The sequence below is a fragment of the Bradyrhizobium sp. 521_C7_N1_3 genome (assembly GCF_052075975.1).
In the GTDB taxonomy this organism is placed as follows: domain Bacteria; phylum Pseudomonadota; class Alphaproteobacteria; order Rhizobiales; family Xanthobacteraceae; genus Bradyrhizobium; species Bradyrhizobium japonicum.
Map to the genome: position 1 here is coordinate 3,694,733 of NZ_CP197232.1, position 23,584 is coordinate 3,718,316.

20 protein-coding genes and 2 pseudogenes are annotated in these 23,584 nt (G+C 64.2%); 13 read left to right on the forward strand and 9 right to left on the reverse strand.

Annotated elements, in window-relative coordinates:
- The first annotated feature begins 50 nt into the window (after window positions 1-50).
- Window positions 51-809, forward strand: a complete 759-nt coding sequence (locus tag AB7008_RS17145) for a Crp/Fnr family transcriptional regulator (protein WP_441259130.1) — start codon at window positions 51-53, stop codon at window positions 807-809.
- Between the two features lie 47 nt (window positions 810-856).
- On the opposite strand, the gene AB7008_RS17150 is transcribed toward AB7008_RS17145, so the two are convergent.
- The 4 genes and pseudogenes from AB7008_RS17150 to AB7008_RS17165 all read right to left on the reverse strand — a co-directional run.
- Window positions 857-1,048 carry a hypothetical protein gene (locus tag AB7008_RS17150; protein ID WP_028157199.1) on the reverse strand — a complete coding sequence of 64 codons (192 nt, stop codon included), beginning with the start codon at window positions 1,046-1,048 and terminating at the stop codon, window positions 857-859.
- A 40-nt stretch (window positions 1,049-1,088) separates the two neighbouring features.
- Entirely contained in the window at window positions 1,089-1,298 is a 210-nt protein-coding gene (locus AB7008_RS17155; RefSeq protein WP_028157200.1) for a hypothetical protein, read from the reverse strand.
- A gap of 218 nt (window positions 1,299-1,516) precedes the next feature.
- On the reverse strand, window positions 1,517-1,969 hold the full coding sequence (locus tag AB7008_RS17160) for a phasin family protein (RefSeq protein WP_304494648.1): 453 nt from the start codon (window positions 1,967-1,969) through the stop codon (window positions 1,517-1,519).
- Window positions 1,970-2,368: 399 nt separating this feature from the next.
- Window positions 2,369-2,506 (reverse strand): annotated as a pseudogene (locus AB7008_RS17165) (carbon-nitrogen hydrolase family protein); the annotation flags it as partial.
- Here AB7008_RS17165 and AB7008_RS17170 point away from each other — a divergent pair.
- Both AB7008_RS17170 and AB7008_RS17175 read left to right on the forward strand, forming a co-directional pair.
- A pseudogene (locus AB7008_RS17170) lies at window positions 2,507-2,629 on the forward strand (EamA family transporter); the annotation flags it as partial.
- Between the two features lie 356 nt (window positions 2,630-2,985).
- Window positions 2,986-4,419: a hypothetical protein gene (locus AB7008_RS17175; RefSeq protein ID WP_441259131.1), complete on the forward strand. Its 1,434-nt coding sequence runs from the start codon at window positions 2,986-2,988 to the stop codon at window positions 4,417-4,419.
- A gap of 211 nt (window positions 4,420-4,630) precedes the next feature.
- Here the strand turns inward: AB7008_RS17175 and AB7008_RS17180 are convergent, their stop codons facing one another.
- The gene (locus tag AB7008_RS17180; protein WP_304493370.1) at window positions 4,631-6,370 is read right to left on the reverse strand and encodes a methyl-accepting chemotaxis protein; all 1,740 of its coding nucleotides are present in this window, start codon (window positions 6,368-6,370) and stop codon (window positions 4,631-4,633) included.
- 290 nt (window positions 6,371-6,660) lie between these two features.
- Between AB7008_RS17180 and AB7008_RS17185 the strand changes: the two genes are divergently transcribed.
- The 4 genes from AB7008_RS17185 (at window position 6,661) to AB7008_RS17200 (ending at window position 13,144) form a co-directional block, all read left to right on the forward strand.
- Window positions 6,661-8,043, forward strand: a complete 1,383-nt coding sequence (locus tag AB7008_RS17185) for an ethanolamine ammonia-lyase subunit EutB (protein ID WP_304493371.1) — start codon at window positions 6,661-6,663, stop codon at window positions 8,041-8,043.
- A gap of 149 nt (window positions 8,044-8,192) precedes the next feature.
- A complete protein-coding gene (locus AB7008_RS17190) occupies window positions 8,193-9,779 on the forward strand; it encodes a B12-binding domain-containing radical SAM protein (protein WP_304493372.1) in 1,587 nt (528 codons plus the stop codon).
- 6 nt (window positions 9,780-9,785) lie between these two features.
- Window positions 9,786-10,571, forward strand: coding sequence for an ethanolamine ammonia-lyase subunit EutC (eutC, locus tag AB7008_RS17195; protein ID WP_304493373.1), 786 nt, complete (start codon window positions 9,786-9,788; stop codon window positions 10,569-10,571).
- Between the two features lie 206 nt (window positions 10,572-10,777).
- Entirely contained in the window at window positions 10,778-13,144 is a 2,367-nt protein-coding gene (locus AB7008_RS17200) for an efflux RND transporter permease subunit (protein WP_028157208.1), read from the forward strand.
- Between the two features lie 28 nt (window positions 13,145-13,172).
- On the opposite strand, the gene AB7008_RS17205 is transcribed toward AB7008_RS17200, so the two are convergent.
- The gene (locus tag AB7008_RS17205) at window positions 13,173-14,006 is read right to left on the reverse strand and encodes a hypothetical protein (RefSeq protein ID WP_304493374.1); all 834 of its coding nucleotides are present in this window, start codon (window positions 14,004-14,006) and stop codon (window positions 13,173-13,175) included.
- A 75-nt stretch (window positions 14,007-14,081) separates the two neighbouring features.
- Complete coding sequence (locus tag AB7008_RS17210) at window positions 14,082-14,579, reverse strand: hypothetical protein (protein WP_014496825.1); 498 nt, start codon at window positions 14,577-14,579, stop codon at window positions 14,082-14,084.
- A 457-nt stretch (window positions 14,580-15,036) separates the two neighbouring features.
- Between AB7008_RS17210 and AB7008_RS17215 the strand changes: the two genes are divergently transcribed.
- The 6 genes from AB7008_RS17215 (at window position 15,037) to AB7008_RS17240 (ending at window position 21,226) form a co-directional block, all read left to right on the forward strand.
- The gene (locus AB7008_RS17215) at window positions 15,037-15,270 is read left to right on the forward strand and encodes a hypothetical protein (protein ID WP_014496823.1); all 234 of its coding nucleotides are present in this window, start codon (window positions 15,037-15,039) and stop codon (window positions 15,268-15,270) included.
- Between the two features lie 192 nt (window positions 15,271-15,462).
- Complete coding sequence (gene hpnC / locus AB7008_RS17220) at window positions 15,463-16,347, forward strand: squalene synthase HpnC (RefSeq protein ID WP_441259132.1); 885 nt, start codon at window positions 15,463-15,465, stop codon at window positions 16,345-16,347.
- Window positions 16,337-17,176 carry a presqualene diphosphate synthase HpnD gene (gene hpnD / locus AB7008_RS17225; RefSeq protein ID WP_014496821.1) on the forward strand — a complete coding sequence of 280 codons (840 nt, stop codon included), beginning with the start codon at window positions 16,337-16,339 and terminating at the stop codon, window positions 17,174-17,176. The genes hpnC and hpnD overlap by 11 nt, the downstream gene beginning before the upstream one ends.
- A complete protein-coding gene (hpnE, locus tag AB7008_RS17230; RefSeq protein WP_248882074.1) occupies window positions 17,176-18,432 on the forward strand; it encodes a hydroxysqualene dehydroxylase HpnE in 1,257 nt (418 codons plus the stop codon). Before hpnD ends, hpnE begins: the two co-directional genes overlap by 1 nt.
- Window positions 18,433-18,482: 50 nt before the next feature.
- Entirely contained in the window at window positions 18,483-20,480 is a 1,998-nt protein-coding gene (shc, locus tag AB7008_RS17235) for a squalene--hopene cyclase (protein WP_304493375.1), read from the forward strand.
- The gene (locus AB7008_RS17240; protein ID WP_248882077.1) at window positions 20,477-21,226 is read left to right on the forward strand and encodes a phosphorylase; all 750 of its coding nucleotides are present in this window, start codon (window positions 20,477-20,479) and stop codon (window positions 21,224-21,226) included. Before shc ends, AB7008_RS17240 begins: the two co-directional genes overlap by 4 nt.
- A gap of 159 nt (window positions 21,227-21,385) precedes the next feature.
- Here AB7008_RS17240 and hpnH read toward each other — a convergent pair whose 3' ends face one another.
- Window positions 21,386-22,546: an adenosyl-hopene transferase HpnH gene (gene hpnH / locus AB7008_RS17245; RefSeq protein WP_014496816.1), complete on the reverse strand. Its 1,161-nt coding sequence runs from the start codon at window positions 22,544-22,546 to the stop codon at window positions 21,386-21,388.
- 35 nt (window positions 22,547-22,581) lie between these two features.
- Complete coding sequence (gene ispH, locus AB7008_RS17250; RefSeq protein ID WP_028159756.1) at window positions 22,582-23,508, reverse strand: 4-hydroxy-3-methylbut-2-enyl diphosphate reductase; 927 nt, start codon at window positions 23,506-23,508, stop codon at window positions 22,582-22,584.
- Window positions 23,509-23,584: the final 76 nt, after the last annotated feature.

Sequence of the window (23,584 nt, forward strand, 5' to 3'; positions counted from 1 at the left end):
CAACCCCTGAAGCCGCCTTTCCGGCCGGAATGGACAAGCCGGGAGATGCCTTGTCCAAGAGGCTTCCTGACGTGATTTCCCCGGGGCGAATTCGCAACCGCCTCCTGGCGGCAGTGCCGCCAGCGGACTTCACGTCGCTTGCATCCGACCTGGAGACGGTAGCACTCGATCAGGACGCGGTTCTCTCGCGTACGGGCGATCGTCTTGAGCACATTCTCTTCCCCGATAGCGGGGCCGTTTCGCTGATGGTCAACATGGCAAGCGGGCAGACGGTTGCCACGGCCGCAGTCGGCCGCGAGGGCGCTGTCGGCATGCTTTCGGTGCTTGGACCGTCGCCTTCGGCAATCACCGCCATCGTCCGCGTGACGGGCACCGCCTCGCGGATTCCGGCCTCGCGGTTTCACGCTGCCTTCAATCGAAGCCCCGCGATACGGCAGGTCGTCCAGCTTCACGTCCGGGCGATGCTTGCGCAGTTTCAACTCGGCGTGGCATGCAATGCGTTACATCCGGTCCAGGCACGGATCGCCCGCTGGCTGCTCCAGTTTCGCAATCGGACCGACCACGACGTCCTTCCGCTCACCCAGGAGGCGCTGTCGCAGATACTCGGCGTGCGACGAACCACAGTGACTCTCCTGATGCGCAGTCTGCGCGCGTCCGGAGCGATCCGATCGGAGCGACGAGGTCAAATCGAAGTCGACCCAATGCGGCTTGCTGCGGCCGCTTGCGAATGCCACGGCACCATGTCAAGCGAACTCGAGGAGATTTTGTCGATCGGCGTGCCCGGATCCCGCGTTCCGGTCGCCACCTGATGTGATATCGCGGTGATACCTTGTGAGCAGCTGATGCTTCGCGTCGGTCAGCTTGTCTTCGCTCGACCAGGGCCCGGCACGGAGTCAGCCTCAAGCTCCGCAATTTCGCGCAGCACGCGCGCCGTCTCACGCAATTCGTTGCGGGCAGGGCCCGGCTTCAGCCGTCGTGCCTCGATAAGAAATTCCTTCGCCTGCAAGAGCCAAGCGGACGTTTCCCGCGAAATTTGCATGTGCGCCATGGTGTCCCTCCATCGCGATCATCGATGCATGTTTGGTCGATCATGCCTGCAAGCGGGCGATCCGAGGCGCAAAGGTGCCGGCCTCGTCGACCCAGGCTTCCCGAGCGAACCAGTTGTGATTGGACCGGCAAATCGGGCAGCGGGTGTGCGCAAAGAAAACGGGGCTGCGCCGAAAGCTCTCGCGATCGGTCTTGATGCCGGTAGGGATCGCGCGTCCGGTCTGCGGACACTTGATCATGATCATGCCCATGTAAGCCTCCCCTGAACTTGATTTTTGGATTTTCTCTATTGGTCTTTAAAGACAACCCGGCCGATTGGATTGCGCCTCTTGTTGGTGCGGTGGGCTTGGGGGGCATCGCGCACCTGCCTGTTCTTCGACCGAGCATGAGGTGGGCATGCTCGTGGCGGAGCTTGGTCCAACCGGCCGGATCTCCCTCTTGAACGAACCTGGATGTAATTGACTGCGGCTTAGCTGCCCTGGTGAAGCGCCTTGGCGACGCGCCTCCTGAGCGGCTCGCCAGTTTCTGTCGCGAACTTCTGCGTCAGAACCCACAGGTCCTTGCTCTGGGCGGATGCGGTATCGAAAGTCCTGCGCGCCTGCTCAGTCGACACGGCAACGACATCGCTCGTCGACCTGCTACCCAGGAGATGAATGAAGAAATCGATCGCGGAGGCGGTATTGGCGTTCGAGATCTCGATGATCTTGAGGCCGTAGTCGGTCGCGCTCCTTGCGTTGGTCGAATAAGTCTCGCGCAGTGCTTCGGCCATCTCTTCGGTCGAAGCTTTGATCTTCTCGCAGCCTTCCCGCGCGCGGGCCACGCCCTGGTCGGAAACTTCCCTAAGCACGCCATGCAGAGCAAACTTCGGGAATTCGAACGACGGCATCGCAAAGCCGTTCGTTGCCTTCGGTTCAGCTTTCATTTCACTTTCACTCACGACTATCCCCATACTCAAGTGACACCGTTTCCCGCGACGCTGGTTTGCGCCGCAGGAGTTCGTGGAGGCGGGATGCCCGCTTCCGTATCCGATCGATTTTTGATGAGCTTCTGTCCAGCCCGGTTACCACTATGTCCCAAGTGATATGAGGTGTCCGTTCGCTTTGCGACTCTCGACAAAAATTCTTGGGACGATGTCAAGTCACACAATTGTCATATCAACAGAAGGTGCTGTGCAAATAACCGAAGCACGGAATAGATCGGCAGCAGTAGCGGACAGGATTATCCCAATCGCTCCCCGATTTCGGCTTGACCGGCCGCTTGCAGCGCAGCGCCGGTCGGTGGCTGCGCGGCCTCGTCGAAAAATTTCGCCGGCGCAAGCCGCGTAGTAGCCGACGACATCGTGGAATTGCTTCGGCTCGACGCATTTGTTGAGGTCGATGTCTGCGTAGGCGATGCCTTCTTCGTCTTGCAGCGTGTCGCCGAAAACGTCACCGGTCGGATCGACGAAGAAGCTCGCCGCGCACTTCTCACGGTGCCGCAGGTCATGGTGATGTCGTTGCTCCTTGAACATGGACAAGCGGCGAGCCTTGTCACGGCGGACGGACATGGGTGGCTGGCGCTCGCCTACACAGTCTTCATCGGATGAAGCGCTTGGGGGAGAAATGTGGCTCCGCGGCCTCAATTTGGAAGACCGTACCGGTGCGACGGCGCGCAGGATGCCACGCGCAACCCCCGGCGTCTCGCCATTCGACCTGACATTTAACCATGAAACGGCACTGTTTCAGGTCGTTACGGCATTGTTTCAGATCATTGTAGCACAATAGTAACGACTCCCGATTGAAAGTGGCGCTGAGTGCGCGCTGCGGCAGGTTCGCGCACGGGTGAGAGAGAATAGACCGCTTCCGTTCGAGGAGAGGGCCTTTGCCGGCGTCAAAAGAGGCGGTCACGTCCCTGGCCATGTCAGGAAGCACGATCAGCATGAGCTACCGCTGGATCATCGTGTCGGCGATCCTGCTGATGGCCTTGCTCGTTCAAATGCCTGTCGTTCTCAACGCGGATTTGAGCTGCCTGCTGACCGAAGGCGAGAAGGTTCTCGATGGCGGAAAGCTCGGCGTCGACGTCTTCGAGCTGAACCCGCCGCTGTCGGTCTATTTGTATATGCCGGCGTTGCAGCTTGCGCGCATCACCGGCATTGCCCCCGAGATCATCGTGATCATCCTGGTGATGATCGAGATCGTTGCAGCACTCGTCATCATCGATCGCGCCGCTGCGGCGGCAAAGCTGGAAGCCGACGAGAGGAGCATTACGGCATGCGTGCTCGCATTCCTGTTCGCAATTTTTCCCAGCGCCGTATTCGGACAGCGTGAACACATCGCCGTCGTTGCGATGACGCCCTTTGTCGCCATTGCTGCGATCCGCTGGCGCGGGCTTGCGCCCGGACCGATTGCGATCCTGGCGGGACTGGGTGCCGGGTTGGGCATGAGCCTGAAGCCCTACCTTACCCTCGTGGTCGGCCTGCCGATCATCCTCTGCGTCCTCCGTCAACGTTCCATCAGACCCTTGTTCACCCCCGAAGCGTGTGCGGCCGCCGCTGTCGTCATCGGCTACGGAGCGGTGCTCGCCGTCTTCTTTCCGGCTTATCTGTTGACTTTTGCCCCGATGGTCACTGCCGCCTATGTGCCATTGAGGATGGATTTCGGCGATCTGCTTTTTTTCCCGGCCGTTATGCTGGTCGCTTCCGTCGGCCTCGTGCGCCTGTTGGCGCCGCAGGACTTCAAATGGGAAGGCGGCGCAACGCCGTGGCTGGCCGCGGCGGTAGGCGGAGCGGCGAGTTTCATCATCCAGGGCAAGGGCTGGACCTACACGGCATTTGCGCTTTGCATGTTTGCGAGTGCCGCACCGTTGCTGCAGGCTCGCACGAAGGCGTTGCGCCTGCCCGTCATGATCTGCGCTCTTGCTGCGATTGTGTGCATCGGCTCCCGCTTGTCCCTTCAGGTGCGGCCGTTCCCGCCACTGGAGGGGCGTATCCTGGCCCTTGCAAAGCATCCGCGGCTGATCACGATCGGCGATCACGTCGCTCTCGGGCATCCGCTCGTCCGTCAGATCAATGCGACCTGGGCGGGCAACACGTGTGGGCAGGCGTTGGCGGCCGGCTCGATGCTCCAACAGAAGACCTCGCAACTGCCCGAGGGGGAGCGAGCGAAACTGGACGGCATCATCAATTTCGAGCGGCGGCTGCTGTTGGCGGACCTGCGAGCCGGTCGTCCGAATGTGATTCTCGTGGATACCTATCTGCTGAGCTCAATGCCATTCGATTGGCTGGCCTGGGCCAATTCGGATCCCGACCTCAAGGCGGAGTTGAGCCGTTATCGTGAAGTCGAGGATGCCGACGGCCGCGTTCGCATATTGGTCGATGCTTCCGGTTCGGAATGATAGTCCCGTCTCGTTCGGGGCCGAATGCGCCATGACGACATCATGCCAGTGTTTTGCCCGACGCGTCAAATATATTTCGTAAAATCAGCAGGCGCTCGCGCCGGCGATCAAGCCATTGATTCAGCTATCCCCGCCTACTGTGCATGAGGTTGTTTTCCCGATTTTTGCTGGGCAAGCCCCGCCGTCGCCTTCGGCAGCGGCGGACGCGCCGTCACCCGGCCTTCGCGACGCGGCTGTCCGCGGCTCCCGAACGCAGGTTCTGGAAGAACTTTTCCACCTCCCGCGACAGCGTGTCCGCCGTCTCCGTCAGGCTGCTCGCCGCCGTCAGCACGGAGGCTGCCGCCGTGTCGGTCTCGCCGATGGCGTCGCGCAGCGAGGTGATGTTGGCGACCAGGGTCTCGTTGCCCTGCGCGGCCGATTGGGCGTTGGACGAGATCTCGCGCGTGGCGGCGTCCTGCTGGCCGACGGCGCCGGCGATGGCCGAGGTGACCTCGTTGATCTCGCGCACGGCGCCGCCGATCTCGCGCACGGCATCGACTGCGTTGCGGGTGGACGCCTGGATCATCGAGACGTTCTCGCCGATCTCGGCGGTCGCCTTGGCGGTCTGACCCGCCAGCGCCTTGACTTCGTGCGCGACGACGGCAAAGCCGCGGCCGGCGTCACCGGCGCGCGCGGCTTCGATGGTGGCGTTGAGCGCGAGCAGATTGGTCTGCTCGGCGATGGCCTGGATCAAGTTGAGCACGCCGTCGATGCGCTGGGTGGCGGCCGCGAGGCTTTCGATCTCGGAGATCGACTTCTCGGTGCGCTGGCCGGTCTGCTCGACCGCGCTTGCGGACTGCCGGACCTGGCGGCCGATCTCCACCACCGACGCGGACAGCTCCTCGGCTGCGCCTGCCACCGCCGTGACGTTGTGCGAGGCCTGCTCGGTGGCGTTCGCGGCGGTGCCGGCGCGGCTATTCGCGTCCGCCGTGACGCGGGTGATGGTCTGTGCCGTCTCGCGCATGACGGAGGCGTTGTCGCTGAGGCCGCGCATGATCGCGCCGATCGCCTCGCCAAACGCCTCGACGGATTGCTCGATGTGGCGGGCGCGCTGCTCGCGCGCGGCGGAGTCCTGCGAGACCTGCGAGGCGAGATTGCGGTTGCGGCCCATCGCGTCCTGGAAGATCTGGATGGCGCGTGCCAGCGCGCCGATCTCGTCGGCGCGGTCAGAGTGCGGCACCACGACATTCTCGGCGCCGTCCGCGACCTGCTCAATGGTCGCGGTGATGGCGGAGAGGGGGCGGGCGATCGAGCGGGCGATGATGACGATGCCGATCACGACGAGGGCCAGCGCCACGCCGCCGAGACAGGTCAGCACGAAGGAGAGGGTGCGATTGGTCTCGGTCTCGCGCGCGATCTGCCTGGCGCGCTCGGCATAGACCTTCGACAGCGCCTCGAGATCCTTGTTCAGCGCCGAGCGCACGGCGCGATTGGCGTCGTTGTCGCCCCATTCGCGGCCCGCGGCCGCATTGATCTCGACGCCGCGGCGCACCAGCTCCTTGCGGAATTCGACGAACTGCTCGATGCGCTTCTTGAACGTGGCGAACTGCTCGGCATCGTCGGCTTTGACGATGGTCTCCCAGCGCTTCACGACGTCGAGGATCTGGGCGTTGAACTTGAGCAGGCCTTCGCCGTATTTCTTCACGACGGCCGGTTCGGTCGACATGTAGACGCCGCGCGATTCCATTACGACCGCGTAGACCAGCGAGTTGACCCGCTCGACATTGAGTGCTGCGGCGTTCGCCGTCTCGATCGCGCTCGTCAACTCGGCGCTGCGGCGGCTGTTGTAGTCGGACAGCATCGCGATCGCCGCCGTGAGCAGCGCGAACAGCGCGAAGATCGCATAGAGCTTGGTCGCAAGCGTGAAGCGGCCCGCCAGCCCCGTGGCATTCCCAGAACGGTCGGTTGTCATGCTTTTCAGAGGCCCCAATGGCCGGCAATGGCCGGAGAGCGCGGTCGTATAAAATTGATGCAAAACTATGCAGAATGAAGATGGACGCCGTCTTAACGCCATGGCCCAACCCCTTCGTCCTTAGTCGAAAGAAAGGACAGCTATTTCAGCCGCTTGGCTCCATTGTCTCGGTTTCCGCCGGGCCGGCCCGGGATTCGCCCACGATGCCCCAAACATCGGCGTGCACGCCGGCCGCCGAGCGCGTATTCGATTTTGAGTCGGCCACTGGCCGATGAACCCCGGAGGGGCCTTTGGTCTACCGCCACACCATCGACGCCACGACCTACACATTTCCGGACCTGCGCGACCTGCTCGCCAAGGCGACGCCGCCGCGCTCCGGCGACCGGCTGGCCGGGATTGCCGCGGCAAGCGCCGAGCAGATGATCGCGGCGCGGATGGCGCTCGCCGACGTCCCGCTCGGGCAGTTCTTGCAGGAAGCCGTCATCCCGTACGAGGCCGACGAGGTCACCCGCCTTGTCATCGACAGCCACGATGCCAGGGCATTCGCGCCGGTGGCTTCGCTGACGGTCGGCGCCTTTCGCGACTGGCTGCTGTCGGACGCGGCGACATCCGAGGTCTTGCGCAGGCTGGCAGCCGGCATCACCCCGGAGATGGCGGCCGCGGTGTCAAAGCTGATGCGCAACCAGGACCTGATCCTGGCGGCGCGGAAATGCGAGGTCAGCACCGCCTTTCGCAACACCATCGGCCTGAAGGGGCGGATGAGCACGCGGCTTCAGCCCAACCATCCCTTCGACGATGCCAGGGGCATCACCGCCTCGATCCTCGACGGCATCCTGTTGGGGGCCGGCGATGCCTGCATCGGCATCAATCCGGCCAGCGACGATCCCGCTGTCATCGCGCAATTGCTGCGGCTGCTCGATGAGATCATCGCCCGGCTGACGATCCCGACGCAGGCTTGCGTGCTGACCCATGTCACGACGACGCTGTCGCTGATCGGGCAGGGCGTGCCGGTCGACCTCGTCTTCCAGTCGGTCGCCGGCACCGAGGCCGCCAATCGCAGCTTTGGCGTCGACCTCGCGGTCCTGAAGGAGGCGCAGCAGGCCGGGCTGTCGCAGAAGCGCGGCACGGTTGGCGAGAACGTGATGTATTTCGAGACCGGCCAGGGCTCGGCGCTGTCGGCGGGCGCCCATCACGGCGTCGACCAGCAGACCTGCGAGGCACGGGCCTATGCGGTCGCCCGCGCCTTTGCGCCATTGCTGGTCAACAGCGTGGTCGGCTTCATCGGCCCGGAATATCTCTACGACGGCAAGGAAATCATCCGCGCCGGGCTGGAGGATCATTTTTGCGGCAAGCTGCTCGGCCTGCCGCTCGGGATCGACATCTGCTACACCAACCACGCCGAGGCGGACCAGGACGACATGGACAATCTGCTGACGCTGCTGGCGGCCGCCGGCGTCACCTTCATCATGGGTGTCCCCGGGGCCGACGACGTCATGCTGAACTACCAGTCGACGTCTTTTCACGACGCGCTCTATGTCCGCGACGTCTTCGGCCTGCGCCGCGCGCCGGAATTCGACGACTGGCTGGTGCAGTCGGGGATCGCCGGCGCCGATTTCCGTCTTGCCGGCGACGCAGGCCTGCTGCCCGATTTTGCCTCACGGCTGATCGCGTGACGCGGCGGGAGCGCCCGGCGGCTTGAGGAAACCATTGGTCCCTCTCGGAATTATGGTCCTGCCACAATATTGAGAAATTCCGGCGACAGCATTACGCTATGTGTCTGGCTGGCAATTTCCGCAGCTATGTCGGTGGCGGGGGAGCTTTGATGCGAGCTGAAAGTAACGGTACGGCCCGACGGATTCTGTGCGTGTTTCCGCGGTACACCTCGTCGTTCGGGACGTTCGAGCATTCCTATCCATTGACCGACGGCGTCCGCGCCTTCATGCCCCCGCAGGGGCTTTTGCTGCTCGCGGCCTATCTGCCCGAGGAGTGGGAGGTCAAATTCGTCGACGAGAATCTCCGTCGCGCGACCAACGAAGAGTTCGCGTGGGCGGAGGCGGTCTTCGTCAGCGGCATGCACATCCAGCGCCAGCAGATGAACGACATCTGCCGCCGCGCCCATGAATTCGATCTTCCGGTCGCGCTCGGCGGTCCCTCCGTCAGCGCCTGTCCGGACTATTATCCGTCCTTCGACTATCTCCATGTCGGCGAACTCGGCGACGCCACCAATCGGCTGATCGAGATTTTGGCGCGCGACACGTCGCGTCCCGGCGAGCAGGTGGTGCTCACCACCAAGGACCGCGTGCCGATGACGGAGTTTCCGATCCCGGCCTACGAACTCGCCGACGTGAAGAAATACTTCCTCGGCAGCATCCAGTATTCCAGCGGCTGCCCCTATCAGTGCGAGTTCTGCGACATCCCCGGCCTCTACGGCCGCAATCCGCGCCTCAAGTCGCCCGAGCAGATCATCGCCGAGCTCGATCGCCTGCGCGAATGCGGGATGACCGACACGGTCTATTTCGTCGACGACAATTTCATCGGCAACCGCAAGGCGGCGATGGACCTGCTGCCGCACCTGATCGAATGGCAGAAGCGGACCGGCTATGTGGTGCGGCTCGCCTGCGAGGCGACGCTCAACATCGCCAAGCGGCCCGAGATCCTCGAGAAGATGCGCGAGGCCTATTTCATCACCATCTTCTGCGGCATCGAGACGCCCGATCCCGACGCGCTGAAGGCGATGCACAAGGACCACAACATGATGGTCCCGATCCTCGAGGGCGTGCAAACGATCAACTCCTACGGCATGGAGGTCGTGTCCGGCATCATCATGGGGCTCGACACCGACAAGCCGAATACCTCCGACGCGCTGCTCGCCTTCGTCGAGGAGTCCCGGATTCCGCTGCTCACCATCAACCTGCTCCAGGCGCTGCCGAAGACGCCGCTGTGGGACCGTCTGGAGCGCGAGGGACGCTTGATCGAGGATGACGGCCGCGATTCCAACGTCGACTTCCTGTTGCCCTATGACGAGGTCGTCGCATCCTGGAAGCACGCCATGGGCGTCGCCTACGAGCCCGAAAAGGTCTATGCGCGTTTCCAGTATCAATGCGACAACGTCTATGTGCACCGCCTGAAGATGCCGACGCCGGACGAGATGAAGACCTGGCCCAACATCCGGCGCGGTCTCGTCATGCTGCGCAACATCTTCTGGAAGGTCGGTGTGCTCGGCGACTACAGGCGCGTGTTCTGGAGGTTTGCGCTCGGGCGCATCAAGCGCGGCGACATCGAAGGGCTGATCGGCTGCACCTTGATCGCGCACCACCTGATTACGTTTGCGCGCGCGGCGTCCAGCGGCAAGCAGAATGCCTCGAACTATTCGCTGCGGCTGCGGGAAGCCTCCGTTCCCGCCGAATGATGCGACATGTCTGATCCGGCCGTTCCGCGCCGCCCGACCCTCGATCTGCGCTCGCTCACGCCCGCGCGCGTCGCGCTCGGGCGCAGCGGCGCGAGCGTGCCGACAGGGGCCTTGCTGGATTTCACGCTGGACCATGCCCGCGCCCGCGACGCCGTGCATGCAGTGTTCGACGCGCCGCGTCTGGTCGCCGATCTCCGCGCGCTTGGCCTCGTCGTCACCGAGGCGCGGAGCCAGGCGGTCGACCGCAGGGATTATTTGCGGCGGCCGGATCTGGGGCGACAGCTCGATGCGGGCTCGGTCGAACTGTTGGCACGACATGCCTCGGAGCCGTGCCGGCTCGCGGTCGTGATCGGCGACGGCCTGTCGGCGGCTGCGGTCCACGCCCACGCGGTGGCGCTGGTGTCTCACCTGCTGCCGCTGCTCGCGGAAGGGGGCGACGTCGCGATCGGACATGTCGTTGTCGCCTCAGGCGCGCGCGTCGCGCTCGGCGACGAGATCGGCGCGATTCTCGGCGCGCGCATGGTGGTGACGCTGATCGGCGAGCGGCCGGGCCTGTCCGCGCCTGACAGCCTCGGCGCCTATCTGACCTTCGCGCCGAAGCCGGGCCGTACCGATGCCGAACGCAATTGCGTCTCGAACATCCACAAGGCCGGGTTGAGCCATGACGAGGCCGCCTTCAAGATCGCCTGGCTGGTCCGTGAGGGGATGGCCCGGGAGGTCACCGGCGTGGCGCTGAAAGACGAGAGCGCGGACCGTGCGCCGCGTCGAATTGGCACGGCTTTGCCCGAATGACGGGCGTTCTGGCAAAATCGCCACATCTTGATCGATTCGGCCACACTTCGCCTGCTTGCGAGTCGGGCTATTGACCTGCTAAACCCCTCGCGGCGATTTTCCGCGCATTTTCAAAGGGCAAGCCTCCCATTGGTATGGCATTTTCAAGCCGTTCGCGGGACGCAATAAGCTCACAGACCCGAGCCGATTTAGGAACTGGACAAGGCATGCTCGAAAAGCACCGCGAGAATGAGGTTCATGTCGACAAGGTCGAGCAGGGACCGACGTCCTCGATCGCCTTCGGACTCGAGCGCATCGGGCTGATCGCCGTCCGGGCGCCGATCCTCTCCTGCATCGTTCTGCTCGCCTTGATCGTTGGTGCCGTGTTCGGCATCCACCGGATCAAGATCGATGATTCGCTGTCGCAGCTGTTCCGCTCCGACACCCGCGAATTCAAGCAGTATGAAGAGGTGACCAAGAAGTTCCCGGCCGAGGAGTTCGACGTCCTCGTCGTGGTCGAAGGCAAGAACCTCCTGGCGCGAAACAACCTCGAGAAGCTGCGCGACTTCGTCACCGACATGCAGCTGGTGGAAGGCACGCGCGGCCTGGTCTCGCTGTTCTCGGCGCGGCAGGCGCCGGCGCCGGGCAAGCTGCCGGCGGCGCTGTTCCCGCCCGAGCTGCCCGAGGGCGCGGCCTATGACAAGTTCATCGAGACCGTCAAGAACAACGAGATCATCCGCGGCAAGCTGTTGTCGGAGGACGGCACGCTGGCGCTGATCGTGCTGTCGCTCGATCCGCAGGTGGTCGCCTCCAGCAAGCTGACCAAGACCATCGGCGACATCCGGGCGCTGATGAAGGAAGACCTCGGCGATACCGGCCTTAACGTGCAGCTCTCCGGCGTGCCGGTGATGCAGCTCGAGATCCGCAACGCGGTCGAGCGCGACGGGCTCACCTACAACATCCTCGGCATTCTCGCCGGCTGTATCATCGCCATCATCTTCTTCCGCAAGATCTCGTTCATGGTGGCGGCGGCGTTCCCGCCGATGATCGCGATCCTGCTGGCGCTCGGTGCGCTCGGCTGGGCCAATTTCAATCTCAACATGTTCCTGAACGTGATGACGCCGCTCATCATGGTCATCAGCTTCTCCGACTCGATGCAGCTCACCTTCGCCGCGCGCGACCGGCTGATCGCGGGCCAGGACAAGTTCACCGCGTTCAAGAACGCGGTGCTGGTGGTGGGACCGGCCTGCGTGCTGACGCACGGCACCGCCGGCATCTCCTTCATTGCGTTGCAATTCTCGGACTCCGACCTGATCCGCAAGTTCGGCGAGGCGGGCCTCGCCGCCACCATCATCGCGCTGGTCGCGGTGCTGTCGCTGGTGCCGGTGTTCGGCGTGCTGCTCGTGCGCAACGAGAAGCTGTTCGCGGTCAAGTTCCAGAGCGCGGATGCCGGCGTCCAGGCGCTGCGCAATTTCTGCTACTGGATCGCGGTGCGCATGGTGGGCCGTCCCGGCCTGTTCAGCCTGATCGCGGTGCTGTTCGTTGCCGGTCTCGGCGTCATCTATGCCAATCTGGAGCCGCGCTACCGGCTCGCCGACCAGGTGCCGGACAAGCGCCAGGCGGTTGCCGCCAGCGACCGGCTCGATGCCAAGCTCACCGGCGCCAACCCCGTCAACGTGCTGATCCAGTTCCCCAAGGGTGAAACGCTCTATTCGCCGGAGACGCTCCAGACCATCGCCGACGTGCATGCGACCGTCGAGAAGGCGGCCGGTGTCGGCAATGTCTGGTCGCTCGAGACCCTGCGCCGCTGGCTTGCGGAAAAGGCCGGCAGCGCCGACGTCGCGACGCTGAAGGAATATGTCAGCGTCATCCCCGAGCATCTGGTGCGGCGCTTCATCGACGCCGAACAGGACGCCGTTGTGGTCGCGGGCCGCGTGCCGGACAAGGATTCCAGCCAGCTGCTGCCGATCGTCGACAAGCTCGATTCCGAGCTCGACGCCGTCCGCAAGAAGCATCCCGGCTACGAGATCGCGGTGACGGGCCTTGCCGCGATCGCTGCGCGCAACTCGGCCAGCATGATCGAGAAGCTGAACCGCGGCCTCACCGTCGAGTTCGCGCTGGTCGCGATCTTCATCGGGCTCGCCTTCCGCTCCTGGGTGGTGATGTTCGCCTGTATCCTGCCGGGTATCTTCCCCGTGGTGATGTCGGGAACGGTGCTTTGGGCAATGGGCGAGGGGCTGCAATTCGCCAGCGTCGTCGCGCTCACCGTCTCGTTCGGCCTGGGCTTGAGCGCCACCATCCACTTCCTCAACCGCTTGAGGCTCGAGAGCAAGCCGGGCGTCGGCGCGGCGCTGGCAGTGGAGCGCGCAACCGTGCTGGTCGGCCCGGCGCTGATCCTGACCACGGTGGTGCTGGCCTGCGGCCTCGTCGTCACCGTGTTCTCCGACCTGCCGTCGCTGCGGCTGTTCGGCTGGCTCAGCGCCTTCTCGATGGTGATGGCCCTCGTCGCCGACCTCTTCATCCTGCGGCCGACGGCGATGTGGCTGATCAACCTGCACGCCAGGCTTCAGGGCCCCGACAAGCCGGCGATCTGAGTGGGCGGCGGCATACGCCGCCCTTTGATTATGCCTCGACGCGGATGACGCCGTACGGATTGAACTTGAAATCGTCCTCGGCGTAGTCCTGCTCCCGCGAGAGCGTGAGCTTGCGATCGCGTAGCATCGCTTCGATGCCACGGTCGGCCATGGCGTTGGCAAGCTCGTCCATGAGCATCACCGCCGACCATTCGTTGCCGCGCGATTTCGCGACATAGATCTCCGGCAGGCCGACGAGGTGATAGCCGACGGTCTCGTAATAGCGATCACTTTCGAGCGGACGCTTGGCGAAAGCAAGACGACACGCCTTGGCGACGGCGAGGGTCATGCCAAGGCCCTGACCGGTCTTTGCGCCCTTGCGGGCCTGATCGCCGAGACTGCGCCACCGCTCGATGCCGTGGGCAACGCCGGCGCTTTCGCCCTTCACGGCGGTGGCGCCGGCCTCGATCATCTCCTCGACGATGCGCAAGGCCGCCGCCGAAAAGGCGACCGCCTTCTGCTGCTCCAGCGGCGGGCTCAGCAAATAGAGCACCGCCTTGTGGCTGGCCACGGCCGCTTCGTCCGCGGCAGACCAGGCTTTCGGGAAGACGCGATCCCAGCACACGCCGAACGACCGCTCCATGTGCGGATCGGGCTTGGCTTGCGAATAGCTGCGGTCGATCTCGAAGTTGAAATCCGCGATCGTCTTGGCCACCGCCTTCGGCGGATGCAGCAGGCTCTCGTCCTTGCCGAGGAAGCAGAGCACGTGACGCGGTTTCACCGACGAAGGCTGCATGCTCGTTCCCTGCTGGTCATTGGCGAAGGCGCGGCTGGCTACGAAGAGCCCGGCGGCCTTGAGCAGATGTCTGCGAATTGGATCCATGCTCGTAACAATGTCAGCAAAAAGCCCCCGGCTCGCGAGAACCGGGGGCGTGTTCCTTTCGATGCGGGAAGGACGTCAGCCCTTCGTCATCGTGATGTTGACGCCGCGGATCTCGCCCTTCGAAGAGATCTGCACCGTCTGCTTGGTGCCGTTGGTGCGCAGCGACAGGTTGGCGGCAAAGCCGTTGGCCTCGACGAACACCTCGATCTGGCCGCCGCCGGCGGTGCCCTGGAGATTGCCGAAGATGTTGCGGTTGGTTTCGCTCCAGTTGCCGGAGATTCGCTCGCCCTGGCTCGTCACGTCGCTGGTGAGGTCGAATTTGTAGCTGTCGGACGCGCAGTGCAGGGCCTGCTTGAGGCTGAGACCGGTGCCGGCGACCTTGTAGTCGGCCTTGCAGCGGATGCGCTCGGTGCTGCCATCGGACAGCGACACCGTGCCGGTGCCGGTCCACGCACCGTCGAAACCTGCAAACGGTCCGGACGACTGAGCATGGCTTGCCGAGACTGAGAAGAGCAGCGCAGCCCCGATGCCGGCCGCCTTGATTGCCTGTCCAGATCGCCCAAAGAATTGCATTTTGAATATCCCGTTTTCGAACGACGTTCGCTTATGATGAACGTCTCGCCACATCGAAAGTTTAGTGCTCCGAGCCTGTGTCTGGTTCAAAGCCTGACAGCCAGGGACGGCGGTTCACGACGCCCTCGCGCCAGGTCGGCCTGCGCGATTCTCTCTGTTTCGGTGTGTTTCTGGCGGCAAAAGCAGGGCCGAGAGATGCAGCTCTGCAACAGGTGCGCATGAAAACGCGGTGTGCCAGAATTATGACGTAGTATCAATCTCTTACATCTGCCAATGAAGAGTGAGGGAAGACCCGATTTGGTGGATGTGGCGCCAATTTGGCCGCATTTGCCAGTGCTTGTGCCTTCTCCAAGGCCGCACGTTCCGCGGCGACTTGCCATCAGAACAAGCCGTTCCGGTCGTCCGCCCTGCGCTGTCCGGGATAGGTGCGGTTCTGCCGTCAGAATGAAGGAATACAATGCGTAAGCTTCTCGTCGCTCTCACCCTGCTGTCGGCCTCCCTTTCGACGGCGGCATTCGCCCAGGCAGGACGCGGCACGGACGCCGAACAGAAGGCCTGCACGCGCGATGTGCAGAAGTTCTGCCGCCCGGTCATCGACCAGGGCGATTTCACCATCCTGGCCTGCCTCAAGGAGAATCGGGCCAAGATCTCGCAGGCCTGCGACCAGGTCCTGAAGAACCACAACCAGTAAGCTCGGCCACTGGCCTACCAAGGGCGGCCCCGGGGCCGCCTTTTCGGGCCGGATCCGGAAGGGCAGCCATCGAGAGACAGGATTGGTTTTGCGGCCGTATTCCCCTATATGGGGGCCGCGGCGGCATCGCCGGCATGAGCCCGCGCGAGCGAAAAAGCCCTTCCTGTCCAAACGATTGTAAACCAGCCCTCGATGACCTCTGCGAGCGAATTGCGATCCGGCAAGGGTGACCGCGACGAGAATTTTCCCGTCGCGTCCTGGATCATTCATCCACGCCATCGCGCGCTGATCCTAGCGTACTACAATTTCGTCCGCACCGCCGACGACATCGCCGATCACGCGACGCTGCCGCCCGACCAAAAGCTCGCTTATCTCGACCTGCTCGAGGCGGAACTGCTCGGCCAGGGCGACACCCAGGCCGAAGCCGTCATTCTGCGGCGGGCGCTGGCCGAGCGAGGCATGGCACCGCGCCACGCACTCGACGTGCTCATCGCGTTCCGGATGGACGTGACCAAGCTGCGCTACGAGAACTGGGACGAGGTCATCCACTATTGCCGCTACTCGGCGATGCCGGTCGGCCGTTTCATGCTCGACGTCCACGGCGAGAGCACGTCAACCTGGGCGGCCTCGGACGCGCTCTGCGCAGGCCTCCAGATCAACAATCACCTCCAGGATTGCGGCAAGGATTTTCGCGAGCTCAATCGTGTCTATCTGCCGCGCGACGCGCTGGCCGCGAGTGGCGCCTCGGTCGAGCAGCTCGGGCTGACGCAGTCGCCGCCGGCAATGCTGGCCTGCCTTCAGGCGCTCGCCGTGCGCAACGCAGCCTTGCTCGACGAGGGCAGGTCGCTCAGCGCGGAGATCCGCGATTTCCGCCTCGGTGTCGACGTCGCGGTGATCCAGGCCTATGCCGATCGCATCGTGCGCCTGTTGAAGGTGCGCGATCCCCTGCGCGAGCGCGTGCATCTGAACAAGTTCGAGCTTCTCACTTTCAGCCTCGCCGGCATGATCGGCGAAGTCGGCCGCCGCGCGATCGGACGCAAGGCCATTTCCAGACCGGGGACTGCACATGACGCTTGAGGCGACCTCGCCCAGCGCCAATTACGGCTCGACCGCATCGAACAGCTCCTTCTACGCTGCGATGCGCATCCTGCCGCATGACCAGCGCGAAGCGATGTTCCAGATCTACAGCTTCTGCCGCCAGGTCGACGACATCGCCGATTCCGACGGCCCGCGCGACGAGCGGCTCGCCGCGCTTCAGGAGTGGCGCAACGACATCGACGCGCTCTATCAGGGCCATCCGCCGCCGCGGCTGAAGGACTACGTCGCCTCGGTGAAGACCTTCGGGCTCAAGCGCGAGGATTTCCTCGCGATCGTCGACGGCATGGAGATGGACGTGCCGCAGGACATCCGCGCGCCCGACATGGCGACGCTCGATCTCTACTGCGATCGCGTCGCCAGCGCCGTGGGACGGCTGTCGGTACGGGTGTTCGGCCTGCCCGAGGAAGACGGCATCCAGCTCGCCTACCATCTCGGCCGCGCGCTCCAGCTCACCAACATCCTGCGCGACATCGACGAGGACGCTGGCCTTGGCCGGCTCTATCTGCCGCGCGAGGCGCTGCTTCATGCCGGCATCACCTCCAACGATCCGAACCGCGTGATCACCGAGCGCGCGCTGCCGAAGGTCTGCCAGCCGTTGACGCAGCGTGCGAAGGCGCATTTCGAGAAGTCTGACGAGATCATGAACCGCAACAAGCGCCGCGCCGTGCGCGCGCCGCGGATCATGTCGAAATACTACCATTCCATTCTGGACCTCCTGATCGCGCGCGGCTTCAACGCGCCGCGCGAGCCGGTGCGTGTGTCGAAGGTCACTCGCATCCTGATCCTGCTCCGTTACGCTTTCATCTGATGCAAAAGACAGCTCACATCATCGGTGCTGGAATTTCCGGCCTCTCCGCCGCCGTGCGGCTCGCCAATGCCGGCTTCAAGGTCGCCGTGCACGAGGCGACGCACCAGGCCGGCGGCCGCTGCCGTTCCTATTTCGACGGCGCCACCAATCTCACCATCGACAACGGCAATCATCTGCTGCTGTCGGGCAATAGCCATGCGCGCGCCTATGCCCGCTCGATCGGCACCGAGGCGGGCCTCGTCGGCCCCGAACGCGCGCAGTTTCCGTTCGTCGACATCAAGACCGGACAGCGCTGGCAGATCGATCTCGGCGATGGCCGGCTGCCGACCTGGGTGCTCGACGAGAGCCGCCGCGTTCCCGACACCGGGCTCAGCGATTATCTCAAGCTGGCGCCGCTGATCTGGGCGTCGGAGGACACGCTGGTCGGCAAGTCGATCCCCTGCGAAGGCATCCTGTATCAGCGGCTGGTGCAGCCGCTGCTGCTTGCTGCGCTCAACGTCGATCCGCCCGAGGGCTCGGCCGGGCTTGCCGGCGCGATCGTGCGCGAGACGCTGCTTGCCGGCGGACAGGCGTGCCGCCCGCTGATCGCGCGCGACGGCTTGAGCGCCGTGCTGATCGAGCCTGCCGTGAAGTTCTTGCAGGAGCGCGGCCACACCGTTCAGCTCGGCCATGAGCTGCGTTCGTTTACGACTGGTGACGGCAAGGCCAGCGCGCTGAATTTCGGCGGCGAGGACGTGATCCAGCTCGGTGAGGGCGACGTCGTCGTGATGGCGGTGCCGCCGCGTGCCGCCGCGAGCCTGCTGCCGGGGCTGAAGACGCCGACCGAATTCCGCGCCATCGTGAATGCCCATTTCCGCTTTGAACCGCCGCCGGGCTCGGCGCCGATCCTCGGCGTGATCGGCGGCGTCGTGGAATGGCTGTTCGCGTTCCCGAACCGGCTCTCCGTGACCATCAGCAATGGCGACCGCCTGGTCGACATGCCGCGCGAGGAACTCGCGCAGGCGATCTGGAACGACGTCTGCGAGGCGGGCGGCGTGTCCGGCGAGTTGCCCCCCTGGCAGATCGTTCGCGAGCGCCGTGCCACATTTGCGGCCACACCGGCCCAGAATGCCCTGCGTCCGGGGCCGTCGACTGCGCTGAAAAACCTGTTTCTTGCCGGCGACTGGACTGCTACGGGATTGCCTGCAACCATCGAGGGATCGGTACGGTCCGGTGACCGCGCCGCCGATCTGGTTTTGGCCGCAAAGCGGCCCTGACGGGCAAAGTCCCGGTCAATTTCAATCGACTATCGGAGCAATCGAGCGACATGGATTCCGTGAACGCGACCAGCCGCGAAGCCCAAGAATCCAGGGCCTTGGAATCGAGGACCTTGGAATCGGGCGTCCTGGAATCGAGCATTGCGTCGGCGACGCAAGGCGTTCTCGGTTTCCAGCAATCCGACGGCCATTGGGTGTTCGAGCTCGAGGCCGACTGCACGATTCCGGCCGAATACATCCTGCTGCGCCATTATCTCGCAGAGCCCGTGGACGCCGTGCTCGAGGCTAAGCTCGGCAATTATCTCCGCCGCGTGCAGGGCGCCCATGGCGGCTGGCCGCTCGTGCATGACGGCGAGTTCGACATGAGTGCGAGCGTGAAGTCCTACTTCGCGCTCAAGATGATCGGCGATTCCGTCGACGCCCCGCACATGGTGCGTGCGCGCGAGGCAATCCATGCCCGCGGCGGCGCGATCAACAGCAACGTCTTCACGCGCTTCCTGCTTGCGATGTTCGGCGTGATGACCTGGCGCGCGGTGCCGGTCCTGCCGATCGAGATCGTGCTGCTGCCGTTCTGGTCGCCGTTCCATCTCAACAAGATCTCCTACTGGGCGCGCACCACCATGGTGCCGCTGATGGTTCTCGCCGCGCTGAAGCCGCTGGCGAAGAATCCGAAGGGCGTCGGGATCGACGAGCTGTTTCTCCAGGATCCGCGCTCGATCGGCATGACCGCGAAGGCGCCGCACCAGAGCATGGCCTGGTTCGCGCTGTTCCGCGCGCTCGACGGCATTTTGCGCGTGATCGAGCCGATGTTTCCGAAGAGCCTGCGCCAGCGCGCGATCGATGCGGCGCTCGCCTTCATCGAGGAGCGGCTCAACGGCGAGGACGGCATGGGTGCGATCTATCCGCCGATGGCCAACATCGTGATGATGTATGACGCGCTAGGCAAGGACGACAATTATCCGCCGCGCGCGGTCACGCGCCGGGGCATCGACAAGCTGCTCGTGTTCAAGGACGACGAGGCCTATTGCCAGCCCTGCGTTTCGCCAGTGTGGGACACGACGCTGACCGCCCACGCGTTGCTGGAAGCCGGCGGTGACATAGCCGTGCCTGCGGCCAAGCAGGGCCTCGACTGGCTGATCCCGAAGCAGGAGCTCGAGGTGAAGGGCGACTGGGCGGTGAAGCGGCCCGACGTGCGCCCCGGCGGCTGGGCCTTCCAGTACAACAATGCCTATTATCCCGATCTCGACGACACCGCGGTGGTGGTGATGTCGATGGACCGCATGCGACGCGAGCACGGTGCGACCGGCTATGACGCCGCGATCGACCGCGGTCGGGAGTGGATCGAGGGCATGCAGAGCGACGACGGCGGCTGGGCCGCCTTCGACGTCAACAACCTCGAATATTATCTGAACAACATCCCGTTCTCGGACCACGGCGCGCTGCTCGATCCGCCGACCGAGGACGTCACCGCGCGCTGCATCTCCATGCTGGCCCAGCTCGGCGAGACCGAGAAGTCCAGCAAGCATGTGGCCGACGGGGTCGCCTATCTCAGGAAGACCCAGCACCCGGAAGGGTCCTGGTACGGCCGCTGGGGCATGAACTTCATCTACGGAACCTGGTCGGTGCTCTGTGCCCTCAACATGGCCGGCGTCCGCCATGACGACCCGATGATTCGGAAGGCCGCCGACTGGCTGGCCTCGATCCAGAACAAGGACGGCGGCTGGGGCGAGGACGCCGTCAGCTACCGTCTCGACTACAAGGGTTGGGAGGCCGCTCCCTCGACTGCCTCGCAAACGGCATGGGCCTTGCTTGCCCTGATGGCTGCTGGCGAGGTCGATCACCCGGCCGTCGCCCGCGGGGTGGAGTACCTGATTGCAACACAGAACAAAAAAGGACTGTGGGACGAGCAGCGGTACACCGCCACGGGCTTTCCTCGTGTATTCTATCTGCGTTATCACGGTTACCCGAAGTTCTTCCCGCTGTGGGCGTTGGCGCGGTATCGGAACTTGCGGAACACCAACAGCAGGGTGGTAGGGGTCGGGATGTGACTTTGGGGACGGGGGACTATCTTGCCGTGGGTAATGCCATCGACCCGCGGCCGATATTGATCGTGACTGGACTGGTTCAGGAGGCCCGTATCGCGGCTGGGCCCGGAATGGCGGTTATTTGCTCGTCGAGCAGCCCGAGCCAGTTGCGGGCGCTGTTGACGGTGGTGGATCCCGGGACGATTCGCGGTGTGATCTCGTTCGGCGTGGCCGGCGGGCTCGACCCGACCCTGCGCTCCGGCGACGTCGTGCTGGCGACCGAGGTCCTTTCCGGCGATACCCGCTGGGCCGCAGGCCTGTCGCTCGGCGACGACCTGATCGACCGCCTGACGTCCGGGCGCCGCCGCGTGGTGCGCGGCAGCCTTGCCGGCGCCGAGGAGGTGGTCACCAAGAGCTCCTGCAAGGCGGCACTGCACTCGGAGACGGGCGCCTCTGCCGTCGACATGGAGAGCCATATCGCGGCCGCCTACGCCGCCGAGGCGGGGCTGCCCTTTGCTGCGGTCCGCGTCATCAGCGATCCCGCCCATCGTGCGCTGCCGGCGCTCGCCCGCGCCGCCATCAAGCCGAACGGCCAGATCGATCTCGCCGCCGTGCTCCGTGGCATCGTGCGCAATCCGGCCACGCTGCATGCGCTGGTCTCGACCGGCATCGACTTCAACCGCGCGCTGCGTAGCTTGCGCGGCTGCCGCGACTATTTGATCGGCACCGAGCTCGTCGACAGCGAGGCCTTGGTCTCCAAGGCGGCCTGAGCAGGTTTTCGAACTGATAATGGAAAAAGGCCCGGTCGCGACCGGGCCTTTTTGTTTGTCGTCCGTAGCCCGGATGGAGCGGAGCGCAATCCGGGTCTTACAACGTGGAGGGACTGCCCGGATTTCGCTGCGCTCCATCCGGGCTACAAGCTTCGGCCTTTACGCGGCAGTCGAGGCCTTCCGAGCGGCCTTCTCCTGCGCAGCGGCGGCCTCGTCCTTGCGGATCTCCGACAGGCGCTTCTGCACCTCCGCCGAGAAGATGTACTGCGCGGGACGCTGCTTGCTCATGTCGATCTCCGGCGCCATCGGACCGGAGGTCCTGATGCCGCGCAGCGACACCCACATCGCCTTCAGCGGGTTGTTGAGAGCTGCGGTCGCCGCCGTCGGCTCGTAGCCGCAATGGGCCATACAGTCGGCGCACTTCTCGTACTTGCCGGTGCCGTAGGTCTCCCAATCGGTCGTGTCCATCAGCTCCTTGAAGGTCTTGGCATAGCCTTCACCGAGCAGATAGCAGGGCTTCTGCCAGCCGAAGATATTGCGCGCGGGCATGCCCCACGGCGTGCACTCGTATTCCTGGTTGCCGGCGAGGAAGTCCAGGAATAGGCCGGAATGCATGAAGTTCCACTTCTTGCCCTTGCCCATCGCGAAGACGTCGCGGAACAGCTTCTTGGTCTTGGTGCGGTTGAGGAAGTGCTCCTGGTCCGGCGCACGCTCATAGGCATAGCCCGGGGACATCGAGACGCCGACACCGAGCTCGACGGTGAGGTCGAGGAATTTCGCGATCTCCTCGGCCGGATGGCCGTCGAAGATGGTGGCGTTGACGTTGACGGTGAAGCCGCGCGCCTTGGCCGCCTTGATCGCGGAGACGGCGCGGTCGAACACGCCCTTCTGCGACACGGCCTTGTCGTGATGGTCCTTCAGGCCGTCGAGATGCACCGAGAAGAACAGGTACGGGGAGGGCGTGAACAGGTCGAGCTTCTTCTCGAGCAGCAGCGCGTTGGTGCAGAGCGAGACGAACTTCTTGCGTTCGACCAGGCCACGCACGATCTCGCCGATCTCCTTGTGGATCAGCGGCTCGCCGCCGGGAATGGCGACCATCGGCGCGCCGCACTCGTCGGCCGCGTCCCAGCACTCTTGGGCGGTCATGCGGCGGTTGAGGATCGCATCCGGATAATCGATCTTGCCGCAGCCGACGCAGGCGAGGTTGCAGCGGAACAGCGGCTCCAGCATCAGCACGAGCGGATAGCGCTTGCGGCCAAGCAGTTTCTGCTTGAGCAAATAGCCGCCGATACGCATTTCCTTGAAGAAGGGGATAGCCATCACAAGTTTCTTTCTGGGCTTGGAATTCGGGTGGGTCAGCTCGCAGCCAGTTCGGCCGGAAGCCGGAATTCGATGTTTTCCTCGCGGCCCGGCAGCACCGAGACCTTGACTGGTCCGATCCGCCGCATCGCTTCGATCACGTCATCCACGAGTACCTCAGGCGCCGAAGCGCCGGCCGTGACGCCGACGGTCTTGGCATCTTTCAACCACTCCGGATTGAGCGCGCTGCCGTCGGCAATCAAATAACTCGCGACGCCGGCCTCAGTGCCGATTTCGCGGAGCCGGTTCGAGTTCGAGCTATTGGCAGCGCCCACCACCAAGATCACGTCGACCAGCTTGCTCAAGTCCCTTACCGCAGATTGGCGGTTCTGTGTCGCATAGCAGATATCCCGGATATCCGGACCTTGAATATCTGTAAAGCGGGCCTGGAGGGCCGCAATAATGTCCTTGGTGTCGTCAACCGACAGGGTGGTCTGGGTGATGTAGGCCACTGGCGTATCCGCCTGCAGCGTCAAGGCCTTAACCTCTTCAACGCTTTGGACGAGCAGCACCGGGGCGGGAACCTGGCCCATCGTGCCCTCGACCTCGGGGTGGCCGGCATGGCCGATCAGAATCAGGGTGCGGCCCCTGGCGATGTAGCGCTTCCCCTGATTGTGAACTTTCGTGACCAGCGGGCAGGTGGCATTGAGCACCGGAAGGTCGCGCGCGGCCGCCTCTTCCTCGACGCTGCGGGCGACGCCATGGGCACTGAAAACGGTCACGGCCTTCGGCGGAACCTCGGACAGTTCCTCGACGAAGATCGCGCCCTTGTTCTTCAGGCTCTCGACCACGTACTTGTTGTGCACGATCTCGTGGCGCACGTAGACGGGCGGGCCGTACTTCTCCAGCGCCCGTTCCACGATCTCGATCGCACGCACCACGCCCGCGCAAAAGCCGCGCGGCTGCGCTAGATAAACTTCCATCGGACGCCCATCACGCAAGTTGCACCAATCCGCTTCTCAAGTCCCCGGCGGCACCTCGGTACTGCCCAATGAGTTG